At 63.2% G+C, this 19,805-nt stretch carries 12 protein-coding genes; 5 read left to right on the top strand and 7 right to left on the bottom strand.

Going from position 1 to position 19,805, the window contains the following annotated elements:
- Positions 1-50: 50 nt before the first annotated feature.
- Positions 51-1,433 (bottom strand): MFS transporter, encoded by a 1,383-nt coding sequence (locus JSS27_03780; GenBank protein ID MBS0208055.1) that lies wholly within the window; start codon positions 1,431-1,433, stop codon positions 51-53.
- Positions 1,434-1,757: 324 nt separating this feature from the next.
- Between JSS27_03780 and JSS27_03775 the strand changes: the two genes are divergently transcribed.
- The gene (locus tag JSS27_03775; protein MBS0208054.1) at positions 1,758-3,170 is read left to right on the top strand and encodes a DUF2029 domain-containing protein; all 1,413 of its coding nucleotides are present in this window, start codon (positions 1,758-1,760) and stop codon (positions 3,168-3,170) included.
- A gap of 199 nt (positions 3,171-3,369) precedes the next feature.
- On the opposite strand, the gene cadA is transcribed toward JSS27_03775, so the two are convergent.
- A complete protein-coding gene (gene cadA / locus JSS27_03770) occupies positions 3,370-5,742 on the bottom strand; it encodes a cadmium-translocating P-type ATPase (GenBank protein ID MBS0208053.1) in 2,373 nt (790 codons plus the stop codon).
- Between the two features lie 221 nt (positions 5,743-5,963).
- Here cadA and JSS27_03765 point away from each other — a divergent pair, with 221 nt between their 5' ends.
- A complete protein-coding gene (locus JSS27_03765) occupies positions 5,964-6,344 on the top strand; it encodes a hypothetical protein (protein MBS0208052.1) in 381 nt (126 codons plus the stop codon).
- Between the two features lie 89 nt (positions 6,345-6,433).
- Positions 6,434-7,621: a transporter gene (locus JSS27_03760; protein MBS0208051.1), complete on the top strand. Its 1,188-nt coding sequence runs from the start codon at positions 6,434-6,436 to the stop codon at positions 7,619-7,621.
- A gap of 235 nt (positions 7,622-7,856) precedes the next feature.
- Here JSS27_03760 and crcB read toward each other — a convergent pair whose 3' ends face one another.
- Both crcB and JSS27_03750 read right to left on the bottom strand, forming a co-directional pair.
- Entirely contained in the window at positions 7,857-8,237 is a 381-nt protein-coding gene (crcB, locus tag JSS27_03755) for a fluoride efflux transporter CrcB (GenBank protein MBS0208050.1), read from the bottom strand.
- Positions 8,238-8,416: 179 nt separating this feature from the next.
- On the bottom strand, positions 8,417-9,742 hold the full coding sequence (locus JSS27_03750) for a DEAD/DEAH box helicase (protein ID MBS0208049.1): 1,326 nt from the start codon (positions 9,740-9,742) through the stop codon (positions 8,417-8,419).
- A gap of 263 nt (positions 9,743-10,005) precedes the next feature.
- On the opposite strand from JSS27_03750, the gene JSS27_03745 reads away from it, so the two are divergent.
- Both JSS27_03745 and JSS27_03740 read left to right on the top strand, forming a co-directional pair.
- The gene (locus tag JSS27_03745) at positions 10,006-11,565 is read left to right on the top strand and encodes a hypothetical protein (GenBank protein MBS0208048.1); all 1,560 of its coding nucleotides are present in this window, start codon (positions 10,006-10,008) and stop codon (positions 11,563-11,565) included.
- 340 nt (positions 11,566-11,905) lie between these two features.
- Positions 11,906-13,102: a nucleoside monophosphate kinase gene (locus tag JSS27_03740; GenBank protein ID MBS0208047.1), complete on the top strand. Its 1,197-nt coding sequence runs from the start codon at positions 11,906-11,908 to the stop codon at positions 13,100-13,102.
- A gap of 388 nt (positions 13,103-13,490) precedes the next feature.
- Here the strand turns inward: JSS27_03740 and JSS27_03735 are convergent, their stop codons facing one another.
- From JSS27_03735 to JSS27_03725, 3 genes are all read right to left on the bottom strand, one after another.
- Positions 13,491-14,822: an ABC transporter permease gene (locus JSS27_03735; protein MBS0208046.1), complete on the bottom strand. Its 1,332-nt coding sequence runs from the start codon at positions 14,820-14,822 to the stop codon at positions 13,491-13,493.
- A gap of 127 nt (positions 14,823-14,949) precedes the next feature.
- Positions 14,950-16,497 carry an efflux RND transporter periplasmic adaptor subunit gene (locus tag JSS27_03730; protein MBS0208045.1) on the bottom strand — a complete coding sequence of 516 codons (1,548 nt, stop codon included), beginning with the start codon at positions 16,495-16,497 and terminating at the stop codon, positions 14,950-14,952.
- A 301-nt stretch (positions 16,498-16,798) separates the two neighbouring features.
- Positions 16,799-19,459: a hypothetical protein gene (locus tag JSS27_03725; GenBank protein MBS0208044.1), complete on the bottom strand. Its 2,661-nt coding sequence runs from the start codon at positions 19,457-19,459 to the stop codon at positions 16,799-16,801.
- Positions 19,460-19,805: the final 346 nt, after the last annotated feature.

The raw sequence follows: 19,805 nt of genomic DNA, 5'->3' as shown, positions 1-19,805 counted from the left end.
GTCAGCGGCCGACCCGAGCCCAGTGAGCCGATAACGCCGGCGCTTCCCTTTTACTCCGGTGGCTTGGCTTCCGATAGCGGCGCGGCCCCCTTGGGGGGCGGAGCGATCGGAAAGGTTTCGGACGCCATCTCGGGCAGGATCCCCAATCGTACGTAGATCGGCCGCACCAACGTGCGCAGCCGCGAGTATTGCGACGCGAAGTAAATCGCCCCCAGCAGGCAGATGACCGCGCCGGCCCGAATGGCATTGGCCGGCCCGAAGCGATTGGCCATGAACCCCGCCAGCAAGCTTCCCAAGGGTCCGACTCCCAGGAAGGCCATCGCGTACAGACTCATCACGCGGCCGCGTTTGTCTTCGTCAACGATCGTTTGTAGCACGATGTTGCTGGAACCCAGGTGGACCATCATGGCGAAGCCCACGGCGACCAGGGCGAGAAACGACACCGGCAGCCATTGCGACGAGGCCAGCACCAACAGCGCCGCGCTCAACAACACCGGCGTCAGTCGAATCCAGCCGAACAAGCCGCGCACCGAAAGTCGCGACGCCAGGAACACCGCCCCGGTCAGCGCTCCAATACCCGACGCGATCGTCAACAACCCGAACGTCCCCGATCCGCCGCCGAGCATTTGCGTCGCCACCAGCGGCAACAGCGTGTTGTAGGTGGTGGCGGCGACGCTGACGATGCCGATCATCAGCAAGATCGTGCGGATCGGCGGAAAACCAAAGGCGTAACCAAATCCCTCGCGCAGGCCGTGCATCAGTCCGGCCGGCTTGACCTGCAAATGACGCCGCGGCACGTGAATCTGCAATAGCGATCCCAGCACGGCCAGATAGCTGACCGCGTTCAGCGCAAAGCAAATCGTCGCGCCGACCAACTCGAGCAGCACCGCGGCCAATGCCGGCCCGACCAAGCGCGCGGCATTGAACATCGACGAGTTCAGGGAGATGGCGTTGGACAGGTCGGCTTTGTTGTCAACCATTTCCGACAGGAACGCCTGCCGCGCCGGCATATCAACCGCGTTGACCACGCCCAGCAGAAAGCTGAGAGCCATGATCCAGCCGATCGAGATCGTGTCGGTGCCGGTCAGCGCGGCCACGGCGAAGGCCTGGAGCATGGCCAGCGTCTGCGTGGCCAGGATCAGGCGATGCCGATTCCAACGATCGACCAGCACGCCCGCCACGGGGGCGAGGAAGAACGCCGGAATCTGGCTGAGGAATCCGATGATGCCCAGCCAGTAGGCGGCGACGTCCTGGTTCCCCGCGGTCTGGTCGCGCGTCAGCAGATAGACGACCCAGGCCAGCGCGACCTGCTGCATCCAGGTGCCGATCAGCGAGATGCTTTGGCCGGCGAAGAAGAGGCGAAAATTCCGGTGCGCCAAGGCTCGGGTCACCTGGCGAAGACGTTGGCTCGGCGATGCGGCGGGGCTCGACATAAATCGCTTGATCGGTGGGCGTTTGAGGCCCGTTATAACGGCGCGCGTGCCGCGCGACGAGACGCGAATCGAGCCCGACGCTAGCACGCGGCGTGCCGCGCTCGCCCGATTCGTCTTGGCCGGTAGCCAGCAATGGGTTAGACAGTGCGGGTGGTCCGTTGTTAGTTGTCAAAGGCAGATTAGATCAAATCATCGAGTTGGCAGCAGGGCACAACGGACAACTGACTACTGGCAACGGACCTCTTTCTAATCGCTAACAGCTAGCCGCTAATCGCTTCTCCCATGCACGCCCTTCTTCCCATCCGCGCTTGGACGCCGCGTCGCATGTTACAGGCCGCATTTGGCACCAAGCCGTTCACGCTGACCGCCGACGAGTCGGCCGAACCGACGTCGCTGTGGGAAGCGCTCGGGCGCGTGCTGCTTTGGGTGGCGTTGCTCGTCGGTTTCGTCGTGGCCTGGAATCGAGTGCATGCCGGTCGGGCAACCGACTTTATTCGCTTTTGTGAAAACGGCCAGTACATTCTCGAGCACGGCACGCGCCATCCCGAGTCGACCTTGGGCCGCTACTGGCCGTCGAGCGACGTGCCGTGGATCGTGTTCGCCTATGTGCCGCTGGGACTAGGGATCACTGTCTGGTACTGGTTCAACGCTTGGACCTGGTTGGGCCTGTTGCGAACGATTCGCCGCGGACTGCTCATTGATCAGGTGAGCGACGCCGACCGGCGTTGCGCCACGTTGGCGGCGGCGCTTCTCACCGCGCCGCTGGCTGTCGATGGCTTGTGCCTGGGAAGCTTTCACCTGTTGATGGTCTGGCTGATGTTGGCCGGCCTGTTGCGAGCTAGCCGCGGCCAGGAGTTGTCGGGTGGGTTGCTGTTGGGCATGGCCGTCTGGCTCAAGCTGTTGCCGGCGCTGGGAGTCGGCTACTTGTTGCTCAAGCGGCGGTGGCGACCGGCGCTGGTGGCCGGGGCGACGGCCCTGTGCATTGACGTTGTCCTCTCGCTGGCGGCGTTTGGTCCGGCCGGGGCGTGGCGCGAACATGTCACCTGGTGGCACGACAGCGCTCGGGGGACGACGCTGCGGCAATTGACCGACGACAAATGCCTGGACGAAGACCGACTGACGAACCAGTCGATTGCCGTCACGATCCGTCGCCTTTTCTCGTCGTTCGGCACTTCGCCCCAAGCGCTGGCCGAATGGACCGCGCAGGTGGGGGCGACCCAGGTGGAATCGACGCGAAGCAACTCGCCCGTGTCGTGGGTCAAGCCCCGCCGGCAAGTGCAGGTGGCCGAGTTGTCGAACGACGCCAAGGTGGCGATCTTTCTGGCGATCAATCTAGCGCTGGCCGGCGCGATCGGCTGGACGTGCCGGCGCTCGGGTGCAAAGACAGCGCCGGCCGACTGGTCGACCGAGATTGCCCTGGTTTGCCTGGCCACGGTTTGGTTCTCGCCCGTGGTCTGGAGTTATCATCCGACGGCCGCCACGCCGGCCTTGGCGTTGATTGCGTGTCGGCGGACGAAGCATTCGCCGCTGACGTTCGCGCTGAGCGGCCTTTGGCTCGTCGGCATGGTGCTGATGGCGTGGCCCGCCGCACGTGTGGCCGGCGAGTTGATGTGGACGACGCTGATTGTTGGCGGGCTGATGTGGCGCACGCCCGTGGCGCTGTTTCCGGTTGAGGAGCGTGCGGAACGCCTGACGCCGGTGATGAGCTCGAGTTCTTCAAACTTGGTGGCTGGTTGACGCCCGGCGCTAAACCCTTCTCCCCCGGGGAGAAGGTGGCGGCGCTAGCCGACGGATGAGGGTCGCGCGTCAGTCGAGCGCGGTGTTCCAATGGTGAGGGGACCCTCATCCGGCCTTCGGCCACCTTCTCCCGGAGGGAGAAGGGTTGCTTCGCGACGTGTGCCGGTGGTAGTCGGTGTGCGAGTGCGGACCATGTATCTCAGTCAAAGCGCTTCGCGCGCAATCGCAGCGCGTTGCTGATCACACTCAGCGAACTCAGGCTCATCGCCACGCTGGCCCAGATGGGCGAAATCTCCCAACCCAGCCAAGGGTACAACGCCCCAGCCGCCACGGGGATGCTCAGCCCGTTGTAGATGAATGCCAGGAACAGATTCTGGCGAATGTTGGCCAGCGTTGCCGCGCTGAGTTGCCGCGCGCGGACGATCCCGCGCAAGTCACCGCGGACCAGTGTCACGTCGGCGCTCTCGATGGCCACGTCGGCCCCGGTTCCCATGGCAATGCCCACCTCGGCCGAGGCCAAGGCTGGCGCGTCGTTCACGCCGTCGCCGGCCATTGCCACGTGGCGTCCTTCACGTTGCAGGCGTTGCACGACGTCGGCCTTTTGCGCCGGCTGGACCTCGGCGATCACCTGGTCAATCGCCAGTTCGCGAGCGATATGCTCGGCCGGCCGGCGCTGGTCGCCCGTGAGCATGATGATCCGCAAGCCGTCGCGGTGCAGGGCCGCGATCGCCAGGGCTGTCGTCGGCTTGATCTGGTCCGCTAGTTTCAGGGTCGCGGCCAGTCGATTGTCGATGGCCAGATAAACCAGCGTCGTTGCCCGGTCGCCCGTCGCCGTCGGGTTGTCGACGCTGATCCCGTGCGCGTGCATCAGCGCAGGATTGCCGAGCGCCAATGAGCGTCCTGCTGCGACGCCCACCACTCCTTCTCCCGGCACGGCGCGGAAGTTGTCAACCTTGTCGAGCTTCAATTGCCGCTCAGACGCGGCGGCAAGCACCGCTCGGGCCAGCGGGTGCTCGCTCCCCTGCTCCAGGCTCGCCGCCAGCCGCAACGCATCATCGGCCGCCACGTCGCCGTGTGGCGTCAACTCCACCAACCGTGGTTTCCCCTCGGTCAGCGTGCCGGTCTTGTCGATCACCAACGTGTCGGCGCGGTGTAAAGTTTCCAGCGCCGCGGCGTTCTTGATCAGCACGCCCAGGTCGGCACCGCGACCGACGCCGACCATGATCGACATCGGCGTCGCCAGCCCGAGCGCGCAGGGACAGGCGATGATCAACACCGAAACCGCGTGGAGCAACCCCTGGGCCAGCGGCGACTCGTGCCCCCAGATGGCCCAGCCGGCGAACGACGCCAGGCTGATCAGCACCACGGCCGGAACGAAATAGCGAGCCACCAGGTCGACCTGGCGTTCGATCGGCGCTCGGGTGCGCTGCGCCTCGGTGACCATCTGGGCGATGTGAGCGAGCATGGTATCGCCACCGACGCGCTCGGCCCGGACCAGCAAGGTTCCTTCGCCATTGATCGTGCCGGCGATCAGCACGTCGCGCACTCCTTTTACGACGGGCATCGGTTCGCCAGTAATCATCGACTCGTCGACCGAGCTTTGCCCTTCGAGCACCGGTCCATCGACGGGAATCTTCTCGCCGGGGCGGACTCGCAACGTGTCGCCAGTGTGGACCTCGGCCAGTGGTACATCGCGCTCTTGGCCATCGCGCTCGACACGTCGCGCGGTTTTGGGGGCGAGGCCGAGTAGGCGTTTCACGGCCTGGCTAGTGCGGCCGCGGGCGCGTAGTTCGAGTATCTGGCCCAACAGGATCAACACGGTCACCACCACGGCCGTGTCGAAATAGGGCATCACGTCGCCGTGGGCACCGCGAAAGCCGGCCGGAAACAGTGCCGGCGCGACCACCGCGGCCACGCTGTACAAGTAGGCTGAGCCGACGCCCAGCGCGATCAGCGTGAACATGTTGGGGCTGCGATTGACGACCGAGCGCCAGGCCCGCTCGAAGAATGGCCAGCCACACCAGAGGACAATCGGCGTGGCCAGAGCAAGCTGGACCCAATTCAAGACACCAGCAAACGAGTGCAACGGCTGGCCTGGCAGCATGTCGCTCATGGCCACGGCGAACACAGGCAAGCCAAGCGCGAACCCGACGTAAAACCGCCGCGACATGTACCGCAGTTCGGGATTCTCGGCCGCGTCGAGCGTGACGGTGCGCGGCTCGAGCGCCATGCCGCACTTGGGACACGCGCCCGGCCGATTGCTAACCACCTCGGGATCCATCGGGCAGATGTACTCGACCCGTTCATTCGCCCCGACGGCGGGCGCAGCGGTTGTCACGTCCGAATGTTCCGCGCCGTGACAACAGGCATGCGGCTCGGCGCCGCCGCTTAGATAGCGAGTTGGGGTGGCCTGGAACTTTTGGGCACAACTCTTCGAGCAGAAGTAATAGGTCTGCCCGGCGTGATCGACCGTGGCGGCTGCCCGAGCCGGCTCGACGCGCATACCACAGACCGGGTCGACAGCGGGCATCGACCCGGCAGGAGTCACGGTTTCGAGGGGTTGAAAGGTCATCACGAAATTGTAGTCAGGCGGGCAAATCGGCCCTAGGTGGTAGGGGCCCGCACCGGCGGGGCGCGCGTGGTTACGGTTAGGCAAGCTGTGGCGGAGAATGCCGAGGAAATGCAGCTAGTATGCCCGACAGGTCGATGCCAGGAACGAAGCGAAATAGTGGGCAACGACCGATTCCGTCCTCGGTCGGAACAAACAGGCCGGCAGCCTGGGGCCAGAGTTCGATGACACACGTCCCAACACAATTCATCAGCTTGGCGTTGGCCGCGCTGGTCATGTTGGCCGAAGTGTGCGGCCACGGGGCGATTGTGGGTCAGGCGTGGGCGTCGTGCGCGGTTCAAGCCGCCGTGGTCGCATCGCCCACGGCGGAAGATCATGAGTTGGGGCGCGAAATCGGCGCCTCGCGCGGTAGCCATTCCCTGGAGGCGTCGCGCCCCGACGATCTACGCCGCGCGGCTCAGCGTTGGAACTTCCACGCCGTGCGTCCGTCCGTCCGGCTCTGCAGGACGATCGACCGCACGCCGCGTTTCGGGGGCGAAACGCCATTTAGCCACTGCTTGCTCGGCTCGGGATTGCTTCAGCAACTGGTCAGTTTGCAAATCTGACCGATGCGTTGCGCAGTTGTCGCCACGCCGATCGTGCGCCCCGCGGGGCGCGTTGTTGCTGAAACTTTCTTGATTGCGAGCCCTCGGTCATGCCCGCCCAAAGTTACCTTCGTTTGCGAGTCGTCGTCACGGCGTGCGTCGCGCTGTTTGGGCTGGTTGCGACCGCGCCGGTGGTGCATGGCGAAGGACTGGTGCGCGTGGCCGCGGCCCCAGTGGCCAACGACGATGTTGACGCCCTGGGGTCCGAGCAACAGCAGATTCAGTTGGCGCAGGTCTTGGGGCCCTTTGACAGCTCGCCGCGCTTGGGTGACTTGAACTGGTCGACGGCCGGGCGCGAAACGGAACCGGGGCGCGAAGAGTATCCGCACATCTTCTCGACCGACGTCTGGAATCCGCGGCGGTTCTTCTATACGAACCGCCCCAACATGTTGAACATGCCGGTCGACGACAAATTTGACGCGATGAAGCTCATCAACACCGACCGCCCTGACTTCACCGACGTGGCCACCGTGGTCGGGCGCGGCGTGACCCAGGTCGAGACCGGCTGGAGCTATCGGTATCACACCGACCCCGGCCAGACCTACGCGCGAAACACCGTGCCCGAGGCGCTCGTTCGTGTCGGTACCAGTGACCGTTTTGAACTGCGCATGAAGACCAACTTGGGCTACACCAGCACCCGCTACAGTGACCCGGGCACTGGGCAGTCGCAAAACGTGGAAGGTTTCGGCGACTTGAACCTGGGATTCAAATACATTCTGCACGACCAGGACGACTGGATTCCGTTGCAAACATTCGTCGGTCGCATGGACGTGCCGACCGGCAACAGCCCCTACTCGGCCCAGACCGTCCAGCCCGGCTTCTCGTACATCTACAACTGGCAGGTCCGCAAGTGGTGGTTCTTCCGTGGTAATACCGGCGTCGACTGGTTGACCACGCCGAATCCTGTGTTCGGGCTGCCGGGGCAAGGGATTGTCGACTATCAGCGCGGCTACAACGTGCTGGGCTCGCAGTCGGTGTCGTCGTACTTTCAGATTGCGCCGCGGCTGGGAATGTACGTCGAATGGTTCATGTTCATGCACCGTGGGCTGGCCGACAACCGGCCCGACCACTTCCACAACTACGGCTGGTACTACTACATCACGCCGAACTTCCAGTTGGACGCCCGTATCGGGTGGCGCGTGGGGGGCACGATCGACGAGTGGTTCACCGGCGCCGGCGTGTCGTGGCGCATGGGCCCGAACGGCATCGGCGGGAAGCGGAAAACGACGGAGCAATGAGGAAACGATGACGTGTGAACGATGAACGATAAAGGCAGCCTACTCCCTTCGTTTATCGTTTCGCGTTTATCATTGATTGTTTTTCCTGCCCCACTCCGCGATGCCGCCTTTGAACTCCGGCTTGAAGAAGTAATTCAGGTGGCCGGTGGGGGAAACAGCCCAAGCCAGCGAATCAGGAAACCCTCGTGGGGATACATCCCCGCAGCGACCTAAAGCGATCACGGCGATTCAGCCCTCACCGGGCGTGCGGGATCACGGCCAGGGCGAGCCAGAGGGCGGCCACGCCGACGGCGACGCTCAGCACGGCATAGGCGAGCGCCACGGCCACCTCGCCGCGCTGCAATAGAGTGACCGTGTCGACGCCGAAGGCCGAGAAGGTGGTGAAGCCGCCGAGCAAGCCGGTGAACAGGAATAGTCGTGTCTGCTCGGTGAACCAGTCCTGCTTGATGACCAAGCCGCTGAGGAACCCCGCCATCAGACAGCCGATTGTATTGACCGCGAAGGTGCTGATCGGGAAGCGCCAGTTGGGCCAGTGGTGCAGCACCAGGCCGCCAAATTTCATCCGCGCGATGGCGCCCAGGCCACCCCCGACGCCGACCAGCAAGATTTCTTTCATGGCTGCTCGCGATGCTGTTTTGAACATAAAACCATTAGCCCCCGGTCAATGACCGGGGGCCTTGTGCTCGCCAACCCTATCGAGCTTTCGGCCCTTGACAGTGTAACCGAAACGAAAAAAGCCCAGGAGGTGGAACCCCTGGGCTTGTGGATGTTGCGCAAAAGAGTTTGCAACGGCGTTTAGCCCCGTGCGCTGATGACCGTGCGCTTCTTCTTCTGATGAAAACGCTTGCCGGAACCGCCCGAGTGGTTCACCTGGCCACGGCTGGCCGATTGCGGGCGCTTGCCGAAGGCCGGCTTACCGTGTGGCCGCTTGCCGTGCTGCTGATGTGGCGTTCCCTGCGAGGCCGCCGGCGCTTGGCGCTGGGCCGCTTCGTGGTACGGATGGTCTTCGTTCACGCGGACTTGCTGCCGCATCAACTTTTCGATCGCCCGCAGCATGCTCCGCTCTTCGCCGTCGCAATAAGCGATGGCCACCCCTTCGGCCCCGGCGCGACCGGTTCGGCCAATGCGGTGGACGTAGGTTTCGGGCTCGTGCGGGATGTCAAAGTTGATCACGTGCGACACGCCATCGACGTCAATGCCGCGGGCCGCCAGATCGGTCGCCACCAGCACGCGAATCCGGTTGGTCTTGAAAGCCAGCAAGGCGCGCTGTCGGGCGTTCTGGCTCTTGTTGCCGTGGATCGCCTCGGCGCGCAGGTTGGCCCCGATTAGCTTGCGGACTACCCGATCAGCGCCGTTCTTGGTGCGAGTGAAAACGATCGCCCGAGTGACGCCTGGCTCTTTCAATTGCCGAATCAGCAAGTTCGTCTTGTCCGCCTTGGGGACGAAGCAGACCGATTGGTCGATCAGGTCGGTCGTCTTTTGCACCGATGCCACACGGACGTGAACTGGATCGCGCAGGATGGCCACAGCCAATTGCTCGATCGGTCCCGGCATGGTGGCCGAGAAAAGCAATGTCTGACGCTTGGTCGGCAGCAAGGCAATCAGCCGGCGCAGGTCGGGCAAGAAACCCATGTCGAACATTCGGTCGGCTTCATCCAGCACTAACACCTCGACGCCGCTCAGGTCGGCGTAGCCTTGATTCACCAAGTCGAGCAAGCGACCCGGCGTGGCGACGAGCACATCGAGCCCGTCGCGGAGGGCGCGGACTTGCGGCCCCTGTCCCACGCCGCCAAAGATCACCGCGTGGCGCAGGCCGGTGTGGCGACCATAGGTTTGAAAGCTCAGGCCGATTTGCGACGCCAACTCGCGAGTCGGCGACAAGACCAGCACACGGACCTTTTGCCGGCGCTCGGCCGGACGGTTCGATTGCAGCAGTCGGTGCAGAATCGGCAGGGCAAACGCGGCGGTCTTGCCGGTGCCTGTCTGGGCGCAGCCCAGCACGTCGCGACCTTCGGCAACGTGGGGAATGGCCTGGAGTTGAATGGGAGTGGGGTTGGTGTACCCTTCGGCTGTCACCGCGCGCAAAATCGCCGGTGCGAGCCCTAGCTCGGAAAACGTCATTCGGAATCCTAGTGGTAAAACCCAGGACCGAATGCGATGAACGCGACTTGCGTTCTCAGAGGGCCATTGGACCTGGCAGCAATCCAACGGCCAATAGCCAGAGGAAAGAACTCGTGGAAGTATACCACAGGCATGGCACTGGGGCCAGTCGAGGAAAAAGGCCCGGTTTTCGCGACAAATTGACGCCGTGCGCTGCTTGCGGCCAAAGCTTCGATTACGATTGGGCTCTGGTGTCGCGTGGATTCTCGGGGGCAAGACGCGTCATGAGTGATCAACTGTTGCAATTGGCTATGAAGCGGTTCGGGGCGCTGACCGAGGCCGAGGTGCGGATGTTCCGCGCTGTGGCCGAGGGGAAGTTTCCCGACTTCAGTTCTCCCCACGCGCCGGAGAACGATCCGGCCTTGGCCGAGCGCTGGCCCAAGGAACGCGTCGTCGCGGCCGATCGGATTGTCTGGCTGGCAACTGATCCCGACGCGACCCGCTTTGTCACGCACCGCGGTATCGGTCTGAAGGGCGTGCGCATCGACGGGCGCATCGATCTGCAAGCCGCCAACATTGTCTTTGCTCTGTACTTCGATCGCTGCGCGCTGCCGGCGGGGGTCAATCTGTTGGGGGCCGAGATTCACGCGCTGAACCTTTCCGGGAGCCACGTCGGTCGTATTACCGCCGATGGCGCCAAGATCGAAGCCTCGGTCATTCTGCGGGCCGGTTGCAAAGTGAACGGTCGCGTGCGGCTGATCGGCGCGCGGATCGGCGGCAACGTCGATTGCGAAGGAGGAACCTTCGTCGGCGGCGAAGGCGAGGCCCTGGCGCTGGACAGCGCCAAGATCGAAGGGAGCGTGCTATTGAACCAGCGGTTCCTGGCTGAAGGAAACGTACGATTGCTCGGCGCGGAGATCGGCGGCAATCTAAGCTGCGAAGCCGGCCAGTTCGTCAACCCCGGCAAGAACGCGCTGACCGCCGACCGTATGAAGGTCGAAGGAAACGTCTTTCTTAGCGATGGCTTCGCGCCGCAGGGGCGTGTGTCGCTGCCGTCGACGACGATTGCCGGCTTCTTCGTCTGGCGCAATGTCGCGCGCCCGCAGGACACGTCGCTCGACCTGCGCTCGGCGCATGTGGGGACGTTATGGTTCGGGCGCGAAAGCTGGCCCGCCACGGGAAAACTCTTTCTGTCAGGTTTGATCTACGAAGTCATCGACGATCAACAGACGTTTGGCGCCGAGACTTGGGTCGCCTGGCTCCGTTTGCAACCGCCGCGTCCCTTCCGCCCGCAGCCTTATGAACAGTTGGCCGCCGTGCTGCGCAAAGACGGGCAAGAAGGGGACGCCAAGCGCGTGCAATACGCCAAGGAAGTCGATCGGTCTCGGAATACGGATCTAGCCTGGTCCCAGTGGCCTTGGTATCGCATGTTCGGCCCGTTGATCGGCTATGGCTATCGGCCTTGGCGGGCGTTCTGGTTGAGCCTGGCGGTCGTGATCGTGGGGGCGATCTTGTTCGGCATGGGGCACTCCTACGGACTGCTCGCGCCGTCCAAGGCCGAAGGGTACATCGCCGGCGCCAACGGGAAGCCGGAATTGAACCCGAACTATCCGCAATTGGCGCCGTTCATGTATTCGCTCGACACGTTCACGCCGTTGATCAACTTGGACCAGGCCGAGTTCTGGCTGCCGGCGGCCAATCGCGGCGCACAATGGTCGCTGGGACCAATCGTGGTGACGACCGGCGGGTTGTTGCGCGTGTATATGTGGTTTCACATCATGGCGGGCTGGGTGTTGTCGTCGCTGCTGTTCGTTGGCTTGACGGGCTCGGTGCCGGGTGCCTAGCGCGGCCAAGATGGAGTCACCGCGCGCGTGCCCATAGGCCCAAGGGGCTCGCTCCCTCGGTTCATCTCGCGCAGCTACGGCGTTGGAACCCAGGGGATGAAACCCCTGGGCGTGTGCTCAGGGGCGCGCTCGCGCTTCCCTCGGCCATGCTCGCCGTTTGTCAATCTTTCGCCCCCCGGGTAGACTCCACCGTTGTTGCCCCAGGTTACGAAACAGTAATCACTGACGGCCGCTCGACGAACACCTTCCTGGGCGGGACCGCCTCATTCGTGGCATGACGAGCCGGCGAGCAATCTGACCGACGAACTGTACCGCAGACCGACTTTCGAGAAAGCCGAACATGACGTATCCCAAAGAGCCCGATCGCACGGTGCAAGACTTGGAAATCAAGGACGCGCACCTGATTTTCAATTCGGTCTGGGAGACGCTCGAAGAAGAAGTCGGCCACGAGAGTCTGCGGTTCCCCAAGGAAATCATTCTGCTCGGCGGCGCCCCTGGCTCGGGCAAGGGGACGAACACCCGGTTCATCATGCAGGCCCGCGGACTGACCGATCAGGTGATCGTGATTAGCGATCTGCTCGACACGCCCGAGGCTCAACGTATTAAAGACGCTGGCGGCATGGTCGGTGATAAGGAAGTCGTCGGCATCTTGCTGCGCCGGCTGTTGCAGCCGCGTTATCGGGACGGGGTGCTGTTGGATGGTTTTCCGCGCACCCGAGTGCAGGTCGAATGCTTGAAACTGCTGGTCGACAAGATCGACCAGTTGCACAACGAATACGAGAGCACGCCGCTGGCCATTCACTTCCGCCGGCCGACGATCCACGCCATGGTGTTGTTCGTTTACGAGTCGACGAGCATCCAGCGCCAACTCAGCCGCGGCGCCCAGATTGCCGCGCACAACAAAGAGGTCCAAGAGACCGGCGTCGGCCATTTGATCGAGTTGCGGACCACCGACCTCAGCGAGGAAGCAGCGCGACGCCGTTACCGGGTGTTCAAGGAACAGACCTGGGACGCGCTGCAGTCGTTGAAGGACTTATACCATTACCACTTTGTCAACGCCGAAGGCTCAATCGACGATGTCGAAGCGAACATCCTCAAGGAATTGCAGTATCAAAGCTCGCTGGAACTCGAAGCCCGGACTTACGACCGGCTGACGCCGATCCCGCTGGCCGATGAGATCAGCCTGCACGCGCGGCAAGAATTGGTCCGCCGGCTCGACAGCTATGAACTCGAACATACCGAGCTGTTCATTCGCGTGGTCGATCTGATCAAGAGCAAGTTCATGCCGATCATCGCCCGGCACGCCATCTCGGGCCGGGCGATCATCAATTCCGAGGATCACATCTTCGGCGACCCGCTGGCCTTGTCGATGTTGATCGACATCTTCTCCGAGCGCGGCTTTCACGCCGTGGTCGACAAGCACATTCAAGAGATTCCCGAGCGCGTCGACCTGGAGACCGGGCAGATTCAAGTCCGCACCAAGGCGGTCTACCGCAGCCAGATTTCCTTCCGCGGGTCGGAAATCAGAAGAGGCTAGAGGTTCGTGGTGCGCGTCCGGCTGGCGCGAGTTGACGTGGCGAGCGGACCCTCATCCGGCCTTCGGCCCAATACTGTTCGGCACAAAACGTGCTTGAAGCGGGCACATACTCTCTTGATATGGTAATCCGAATGGGGAGTTGTGAACGCAAGTGATCGGGGAGGTTTGGCGAAGTGAATCAAAGGGCTAACAGCGATTGCCTTTTCTTACCCAGTCTTTTCACGCGCTGTTCGTACTGCCTGGACAAAAATCGTGCCGAACAGTATTGCCTTCGGCCACCTTCTCCCGGGGGGAGAAGGGTTTGTGCCGGCTCGGTGGCGATGGATCAATTGCACGCCAGCTCATACTAATCGCTAGCCGCTAATTGCTAATCGCTTCTACCCGCCACTCACGCCACATGCCGTAGCGCGACGATCGGATCCATCGAGGCGGCGCGGCGGGCTGGGTAGAGCCCGAACATCACGCCGATCAGCACCGCGATCCCAAACGCCACCGGGATCGACCACATCACGATCGTCGGCTCGATGGTCTGGACAATCTCCGGCGCATTGGCCAGCATGCGCGGAAACAGGTTCGCCACCAGATATCGCAGGCCGATCACCACGGGCGTGCAACTGAGCCCGGCCAGCACTCCGGTCAGTCCGCCGGCCGCCGACAGGAGCATGGTCTCGGCCAGAAACTGCCCGACGATGTCGCGCTTCTTGGCCCCCAACGCGCGGCGGATGCCGATCTCGCGGGTCCGCTCGGTGACCGTGGCCAGCATGATGTTCATGATGCCGATGCCGCCGACCACCAGCGAGATGGCCGCGATCAGCCCCATCAGCACCATGAACATCAACCGCGTCCGCTCGGCTTGTTCAAGCAATTCCAGCGGCACGACCACGGCAAAGTCGCTCGATCGATGGTGATGCGACAGCAACTCGCGCACCGCCTGGGCCGTCGGCAGCACGTCTTCGACCGTGCGGAGTCGGAGCGTCACCTGGCTGAGCTCGACGATCTCGGACACGCGCGAGCCGGATCGGTAAGTGGTGACCATGTCGCCGATCCGCTGCCAGAGCGTGCTGACCGGAATGTAAACGTCGGAGGAAAAGTCCTGTGAATCGAGCGAGCCGCCGATGCCGGCCGTGGCGTTGCGATGTTCGAGCACGCCGACGACCGAGTAATAGTCCTGGTCGACGTGGATCGAGCGCCCCAGCGGGTCTTCGTAGGGGAACAGCTTTTCGGCAGTCTCGGCCGCCAGCACACAGACCGTCGCGCGGCGCTGCACGTCGGCGTCGCTCAGGAATCGGCCGCGGCTGACTTCCAGGTGATTCAACTCGGCATATTCGGCCGAGCAACCGACCAGCCGACCGTCGAGTTCGTGATCGCTGTAGCTGAATCGCCGCCGCAGCTCGCGAATGGGAATCCCTTGGCGAACGCTGGGAATCGTTTCGGTCATCCGCTCGAAGTCGCGCCGCGTGATACCGTAAGGCACAACGGTTAAGTTGCCTGAGGACTTGTCACTGGTCGGCTGCAACGAGCGAACGATGATGTTCTCGGCCCCCAGCCCGGCGATTTGTTCTTGGGCTTTCAGGCTGATCCCTTCACCAATCGCCAACAGCCAGATGACGCTCGCCACGCCGATAAAGATTCCCAGCACGGTCAGCAGCGAGCGCATCGGATGGAGCGCCAGGTGCTTGAAGCCTAGATACCAGGTGCGGGGGCGAAACAGTAAATGCATGGCGGCGGCGCGTGGTTGGCAATACGTTGATCGAAAAGGCGCGTCGAGTTACACATTAGCCCCCGGTCAATGACCGGGGGCCTTGTGGCCACCAGGCGTGGCGAACTCGGCGCAACGGCGCAGGGGCCTATTCCCCCCGCGCCACTTCGACGACCGGCTTCTTGACGACGTGCTCGATCGGCTTTTGCGCCACGTGGGCGTCTTCGGCCGAACGCTGCGCGCGGCGATGGATCGCCATCTTCGGTTCTTGCGTGTCTTCGCCGTCGGGCAGTTGCACGCTTTCCAGGTATGGGTTCGGCGAGATCACCACCCGCTCGCCCAGCTTCAGGCCCGACTCGACGACCAATTGCGTGTCGTTGCTCGAGCTGATTTCCACTTCGCGAGCCGACAACCGGTGCGTGGTGTCGTCTTCGATCAAACAGAAGTGCCGGCCGCCACGTTCGACAATCGCCTGGATCGGCACCTGCATCGCCAGTTCGCGCTGCTCGACCAGAATGTTCACCTCGGCGGTCATGCCGGGGCGCAAATCCTCGGGCGGGTCGTGAATGTCGATGTCGGTCTGGTAGTTCTTGACGTTGCCGGTAAATACGCTGGTCGGCAGCGGATACTCGGCCACCTTGCGCACCGAGCCGGTCAGCACCACGCCCGGCAAGGCGTCGACGTGAATCGCCACGGTCTGCCCTGACTTGATCAGGTCGACGCGCGATTCATTCACCTTGGCGGTGACTTGCATCTTCTCATGATCGGGCAGCCGGACGATCGTCTGCCGCTCGCGGACCACGCGCCCTTCGGCGATCAACGGCTCGGTGGCGCGGCCCGTTTCATTGGCATAGACCACCTGGCCGGCGACCGGAGCGTTGATCGCGCACTTGGCGATTTGCGTTTCGATCTTGTTCAGCGAGCTCAGTTCGATCTGATGGCTATCCTTGGCGGCGCGCAGCCGGGCCTCGGCCGCCTGGATGTCGGCCTCGTAGCGCTTGACCGTCTTTTCCTTGGTGAAGTTGGTCACCACGTCGAGCTTGGTTTCGGCGACGTCGAGATCCTTCTGGGCCTTCTGCACCGCGAACCGATCGGCGTCAAGCTGAATGGTCGTGACATAGCCCTTGGTCGCCAGTCGTTCGCTGTACAGCAGATACTCCTCGGCGCGACGCAGATTCTCCTCGGCCACCAGCTTGGCGGCTTGCAGTTCTTCGACGCTCTGCTTGTAGGTGCCCGACTCGTATTCTTGCAATGTCAGGATGGCGGTCTCGACCGCGGTGGCGGCCTGGATCATCAGGGCTTCGCTGTTCTTGACGATGATCTGTTGCTGGATCAATTCGGTTTGCAGCGCCGAATCGTCCAGCCGGACCAGAAAGTCGCCCGGCTCGACGCGCGTCCCCTCGGGAACGATTTCGAGAATCGTGGTCCCCACCGACGTGCGCGAGCGAACCTCGCTGCGGACTTCGACGTTGCTCGAGCTGTCGATGTCGCCCCGCTCGACCACTTCGTTGAGGAACGGCCCTTCAACGACTTCGGCCGTCATGGGGGGCGTCTCGGGGAGCCCGTCGTCCGCCCGACCAGCGCGGAACCAGGCGCCGGTGGCGACACCCGCGATCAACAGCACCGATAGCACCAGCGCCGTCCACTTCTTCTTTCGCGGTTGGCGCACTGATTCCAGCTTGGGCTTCGTCGTCATGATTGGCCTTTCTCTGGCGGTCTGGAGGCAAGTTCGGCGGGCAGCTTCATTGCCACCCGAGGCGAGCGAGCCCCGATCCTCGGCTCAGCAATTGTCAGGACAGTCCGAGCCGATGGACGGCAAACCGTCGGATACAGCAAGAGGACCAAAGCACTTAATGGGGGTTAACAACAGGCAGGGAAACCGGCCCTTGAGGGTGGCGGTTTCTTAACGGCGGGTGCGGCCTTACGGGTTCGTTACCTTGGGGGCCGCGCCGGCAGTATAACCCAACACAAGGTATGGGATAAACAACAATTGATGGTTACATCCCCCGCTTGGGGTGGTTTGCGGTAGATACAAGGCGTTTTCGACCATCCTTATCTTTCTCAGTCTTGTCAGCCGGCGCAGGTTTCGGACCCGGCAGCTCGGGGCGCGGCCTCGGCTGGTCGCCTGGCAGGGGTGGCGGCGGGACTGGCTTCTTGGGTAATTCTTCGACGGCAGGTGCCTTAGGGGGGAGCTCCTCCGCGTCGGCTGGCTTGGTCTTGGGCAACTCCTCGGGGACCAGGTGCTTGTAGTCCGGCCAGCTCAAGTGCCCGCTCGGCGCGTCGGAGAAGTCGGCGTCCATGCCACGGGTGGCGTCGATCTTGCCCGGGTCGATCCATTCCCCTTGCGCGTCAAGTCGTAAGGTTCCCAGTTCAAAGTCCAAGCTCATTCGCAGTGATTCATAGTTGACCCACACGCTCAGGAAGTCGTTCTGCGCATTCAGCAAGTCGCTGAGCGCCGACACCAAGTCGCGCGCCGTGGTGGGCGAAATGGTCGATACGCCGGCCGCGGCCGCGGCGCGCGGCGGCTCGCGCAAGCGTTCGCGCGCCAGGTCGACCGTCTTGACGGCCGTGATCACGGCCGCGCGGCGCAGCTCGAAGTTCAACGCGTTGAGCCGCAGGATACGCAACGTGGCCCGCAACCCTTGGCTGACCCGATCCTCGAACAACATGTACGCGCGCCGCGCCCGTTGATAGTCGACGATCGCTTCGCGGAAGTCGTTCCGCTCGAGGTAACGGGTCAGCGGAGCGTCGAACGTCACCCCCACTTGCAACCGGCCGGTCGAGTCGCGGAAGTTGAACGGCACATCGTTGATGCTGCGCAGGTCGCCGGCGAAGCTCACGTTCAGGCCGCTGCGCAGCGCGTTGGCCGTAAACTCGATTTGTCGCCAGTTATCCACCAGCGCCGAGCGGGCGTTCATCCAGTCGCGGCGGTTTTGCCGCGCGATGTCCAACGCTTCGAGGTCGGTCAGCTCGACCGGAATCAGCGTCACCGTTTCGAGCCGAGACGCCGCCTGGGCCAGGGACAGTTCCAGCAGTTGGCTCGACAGATTGGTTATCAGTTCGACCATCGCCACGGCGGTCTCGGGCAGCGGCTGCTGCGCGAGCTGTTCGCGCATCAGCTTCAGCTTGGTCCACGAATCGGCCAGGCCGGTGTCGAGCTGCGCCACGTTCTTCTCGATTCGCTCGAGGCGTTCATCCAACTGGTCGGGCTGGTAAGGGCGAATGTCGACCATCCCTTGCAAGATTTCGGGACGCTTGCTCAGCCCGAGCAGTTGTGCCCGTCGGGGTTCGCGCGCCGCCAGCGCCTTGGCCAGATCGTCCTTCGCGGTGGACAGCTCTGACTCGGAGATGTCGTGAAACGCTAGCGTCCGATCCAAAATGTCGGCCATCCGTTCCAGGTTCGGTTCAGCGCGCTCCATGCGGGCCTCGTCGAGCAAGTCTTCCAGCCGATCTTGCAAGTCGTTGATCGAGTCGTCGATCAGCATGAACGGATCGAGGAAATTGTCCTTGATCCGCACCTCCAAGTGCGGCGGCAAGCCGAGCTGAATCTTGAAGGCGTCAAGTCGCGTCTGGTAAGACGCGATGTTGTTGATCAGGGTGGTTTGGCCGGTGTAGAGCGCTTGGCGCGACTGCTCGACTTGCAGCGGATTGGGAATGCGTCCCGCGTCGAACATCTCTTGCAACTGAGCCAGGCTGTCGCGCAGGCCGGTGATGTTGAACCGCTGGTTGCGGATTTGCTGCTGCACTTGGAGCAAGCCCAGGTAGCCGCCCACCGTGCCGGTGCCGGTCAGGTTCGTGACGCCCACCCCCGCCGACCCCACGCCGGTCAGACCGGGGTTTCGGTTGGGACTGTCTCCCGTCGCGCGGCCGGTGACGACCGAGTTGTAGAACCCTTGCCGGTACTGGTCCAACTGGCGCACGTTGCACAGCAGCGTGCGCTCGGCTTGAGTCAACGATTCGAGCACGCGCACACGGGTGCCAAATCGCAACAGCGGCTGGATGATATTGAAGTTCAGCAGCGTGAAGGCCGTCTCGCTTTCGGCGCCCGAGTATTGCCAGACGAACGAGTTGGCCAGCCCGACGACAATGCTGGTGCCGATGGCCGTCGTCTTTTTCACCTGGGCGAGCGTGTTGTTGCTCAGCGCGCTTTGCGAGGCGCCTGGTCCGCCCGGTCGGTCGGCGCCGTCGGCCGTGAACGACGAGGTGGTTGTGGCAAAGTATTGGGTCATGAACTGGAATCGCTGCCCAGTCACGTCGAGCGCGTTGAGATACAGTTCTTCCACCTCGAATTGGTAATCGCGCGAGTTGGTCAGCGCCACCTGCACCGCGGTGGCGCGGTCCATCACCACGCGACCTTCCTCGTCATAGGGCAAAAAGTTCCGCCACTGCCCGTTGTCGACGAACGGCACATCGCCGTTGCGATGCCAGTGCGGATAGCCGCGCATGCCAGCCACGCGATGCATGTACCGGTGCGAAGTCGGGTCGTCCGGCGGCATCGGCGGCCGGTCATAGCTGGTCGTGTCCGACAACCGGGACGAGGGATCGCGATAGACGTTCTGCGGCGGCAGGTTCCACTTGGGACCGGCGGCCCGCTCGCTGACGATGTTCCACGTGTCGCGGTCAGCACGCACTCGGTAGCCGGCTCGCGTACAACCCAAGGAAAGCGCCGCCATCAGGCCGAACGCCACCCAGCGCAGCCACGCACTTGCGCAGCAGCGAACCCGGGGGGATGCCAGCAACTGAGACGACGTTCGAACCAACAGCGTGTGCTCGCGGGGGGAACGATGCACCTGGCGGCGCTGCATTCATCAGCCACCGCCGATAGAACTGTGGCTCTTGATCGGCCCACGATCTGGCAGACTTTAACGATCAGGTAATCCTTGCGGGCATTTCGCGGCTCCGGCAATAATCGCCGCTAGCATCGTCCCGGCGAGGGCAAACTAGGTCGGCTAGAGGGTATTCTGGTGGCGGTTATGCGCCAGCCACTCGCCCCCCGTTTGAACC

It is taken from the genome of Planctomycetota bacterium, assembly GCA_018242585.1.
Lineage (GTDB): Bacteria > Planctomycetota > Planctomycetia > Pirellulales > PNKZ01 > JAFEBQ01.
This window is presented reverse-complemented; position numbering and strand designations above follow the sequence as displayed.

Excerpts from the sequence above, each read along its gene's own strand:
- JSS27_03735 (MBS0208046.1), bottom strand. The coding sequence starts at position 14,822 with ATGCATTTACTGTTTCGCCCCCGCACCTGGTATCTAGGCTTCAAGCAC.
- JSS27_03780 (MBS0208055.1), bottom strand. The coding sequence starts at position 1,433 with ATGTCGAGCCCCGCCGCATCGCCGAGCCAACGTCTTCGCCAGGTGACC.
- JSS27_03730 (MBS0208045.1), bottom strand. The coding sequence starts at position 16,497 with ATGACGACGAAGCCCAAGCTGGAATCAGTGCGCCAACCGCGAAAGAAG.
- crcB (MBS0208050.1), bottom strand. The coding sequence starts at position 8,237 with ATGAAAGAAATCTTGCTGGTCGGCGTCGGGGGTGGCCTGGGCGCCATC.
- JSS27_03750 (MBS0208049.1), bottom strand. The coding sequence starts at position 9,742 with ATGACGTTTTCCGAGCTAGGGCTCGCACCGGCGATTTTGCGCGCGGTG.
- JSS27_03760 (MBS0208051.1), top strand. The coding sequence starts at position 6,434 with ATGCCCGCCCAAAGTTACCTTCGTTTGCGAGTCGTCGTCACGGCGTGC.
- JSS27_03740 (MBS0208047.1), top strand. The coding sequence starts at position 11,906 with ATGACGTATCCCAAAGAGCCCGATCGCACGGTGCAAGACTTGGAAATC.
- JSS27_03745 (MBS0208048.1), top strand. The coding sequence starts at position 10,006 with ATGAGTGATCAACTGTTGCAATTGGCTATGAAGCGGTTCGGGGCGCTG.
- JSS27_03775 (MBS0208054.1), top strand. The coding sequence starts at position 1,758 with ATGTTACAGGCCGCATTTGGCACCAAGCCGTTCACGCTGACCGCCGAC.
- JSS27_03765 (MBS0208052.1), top strand. The coding sequence starts at position 5,964 with ATGACACACGTCCCAACACAATTCATCAGCTTGGCGTTGGCCGCGCTG.
- cadA (MBS0208053.1), bottom strand. The coding sequence starts at position 5,742 with ATGACCTTTCAACCCCTCGAAACCGTGACTCCTGCCGGGTCGATGCCC.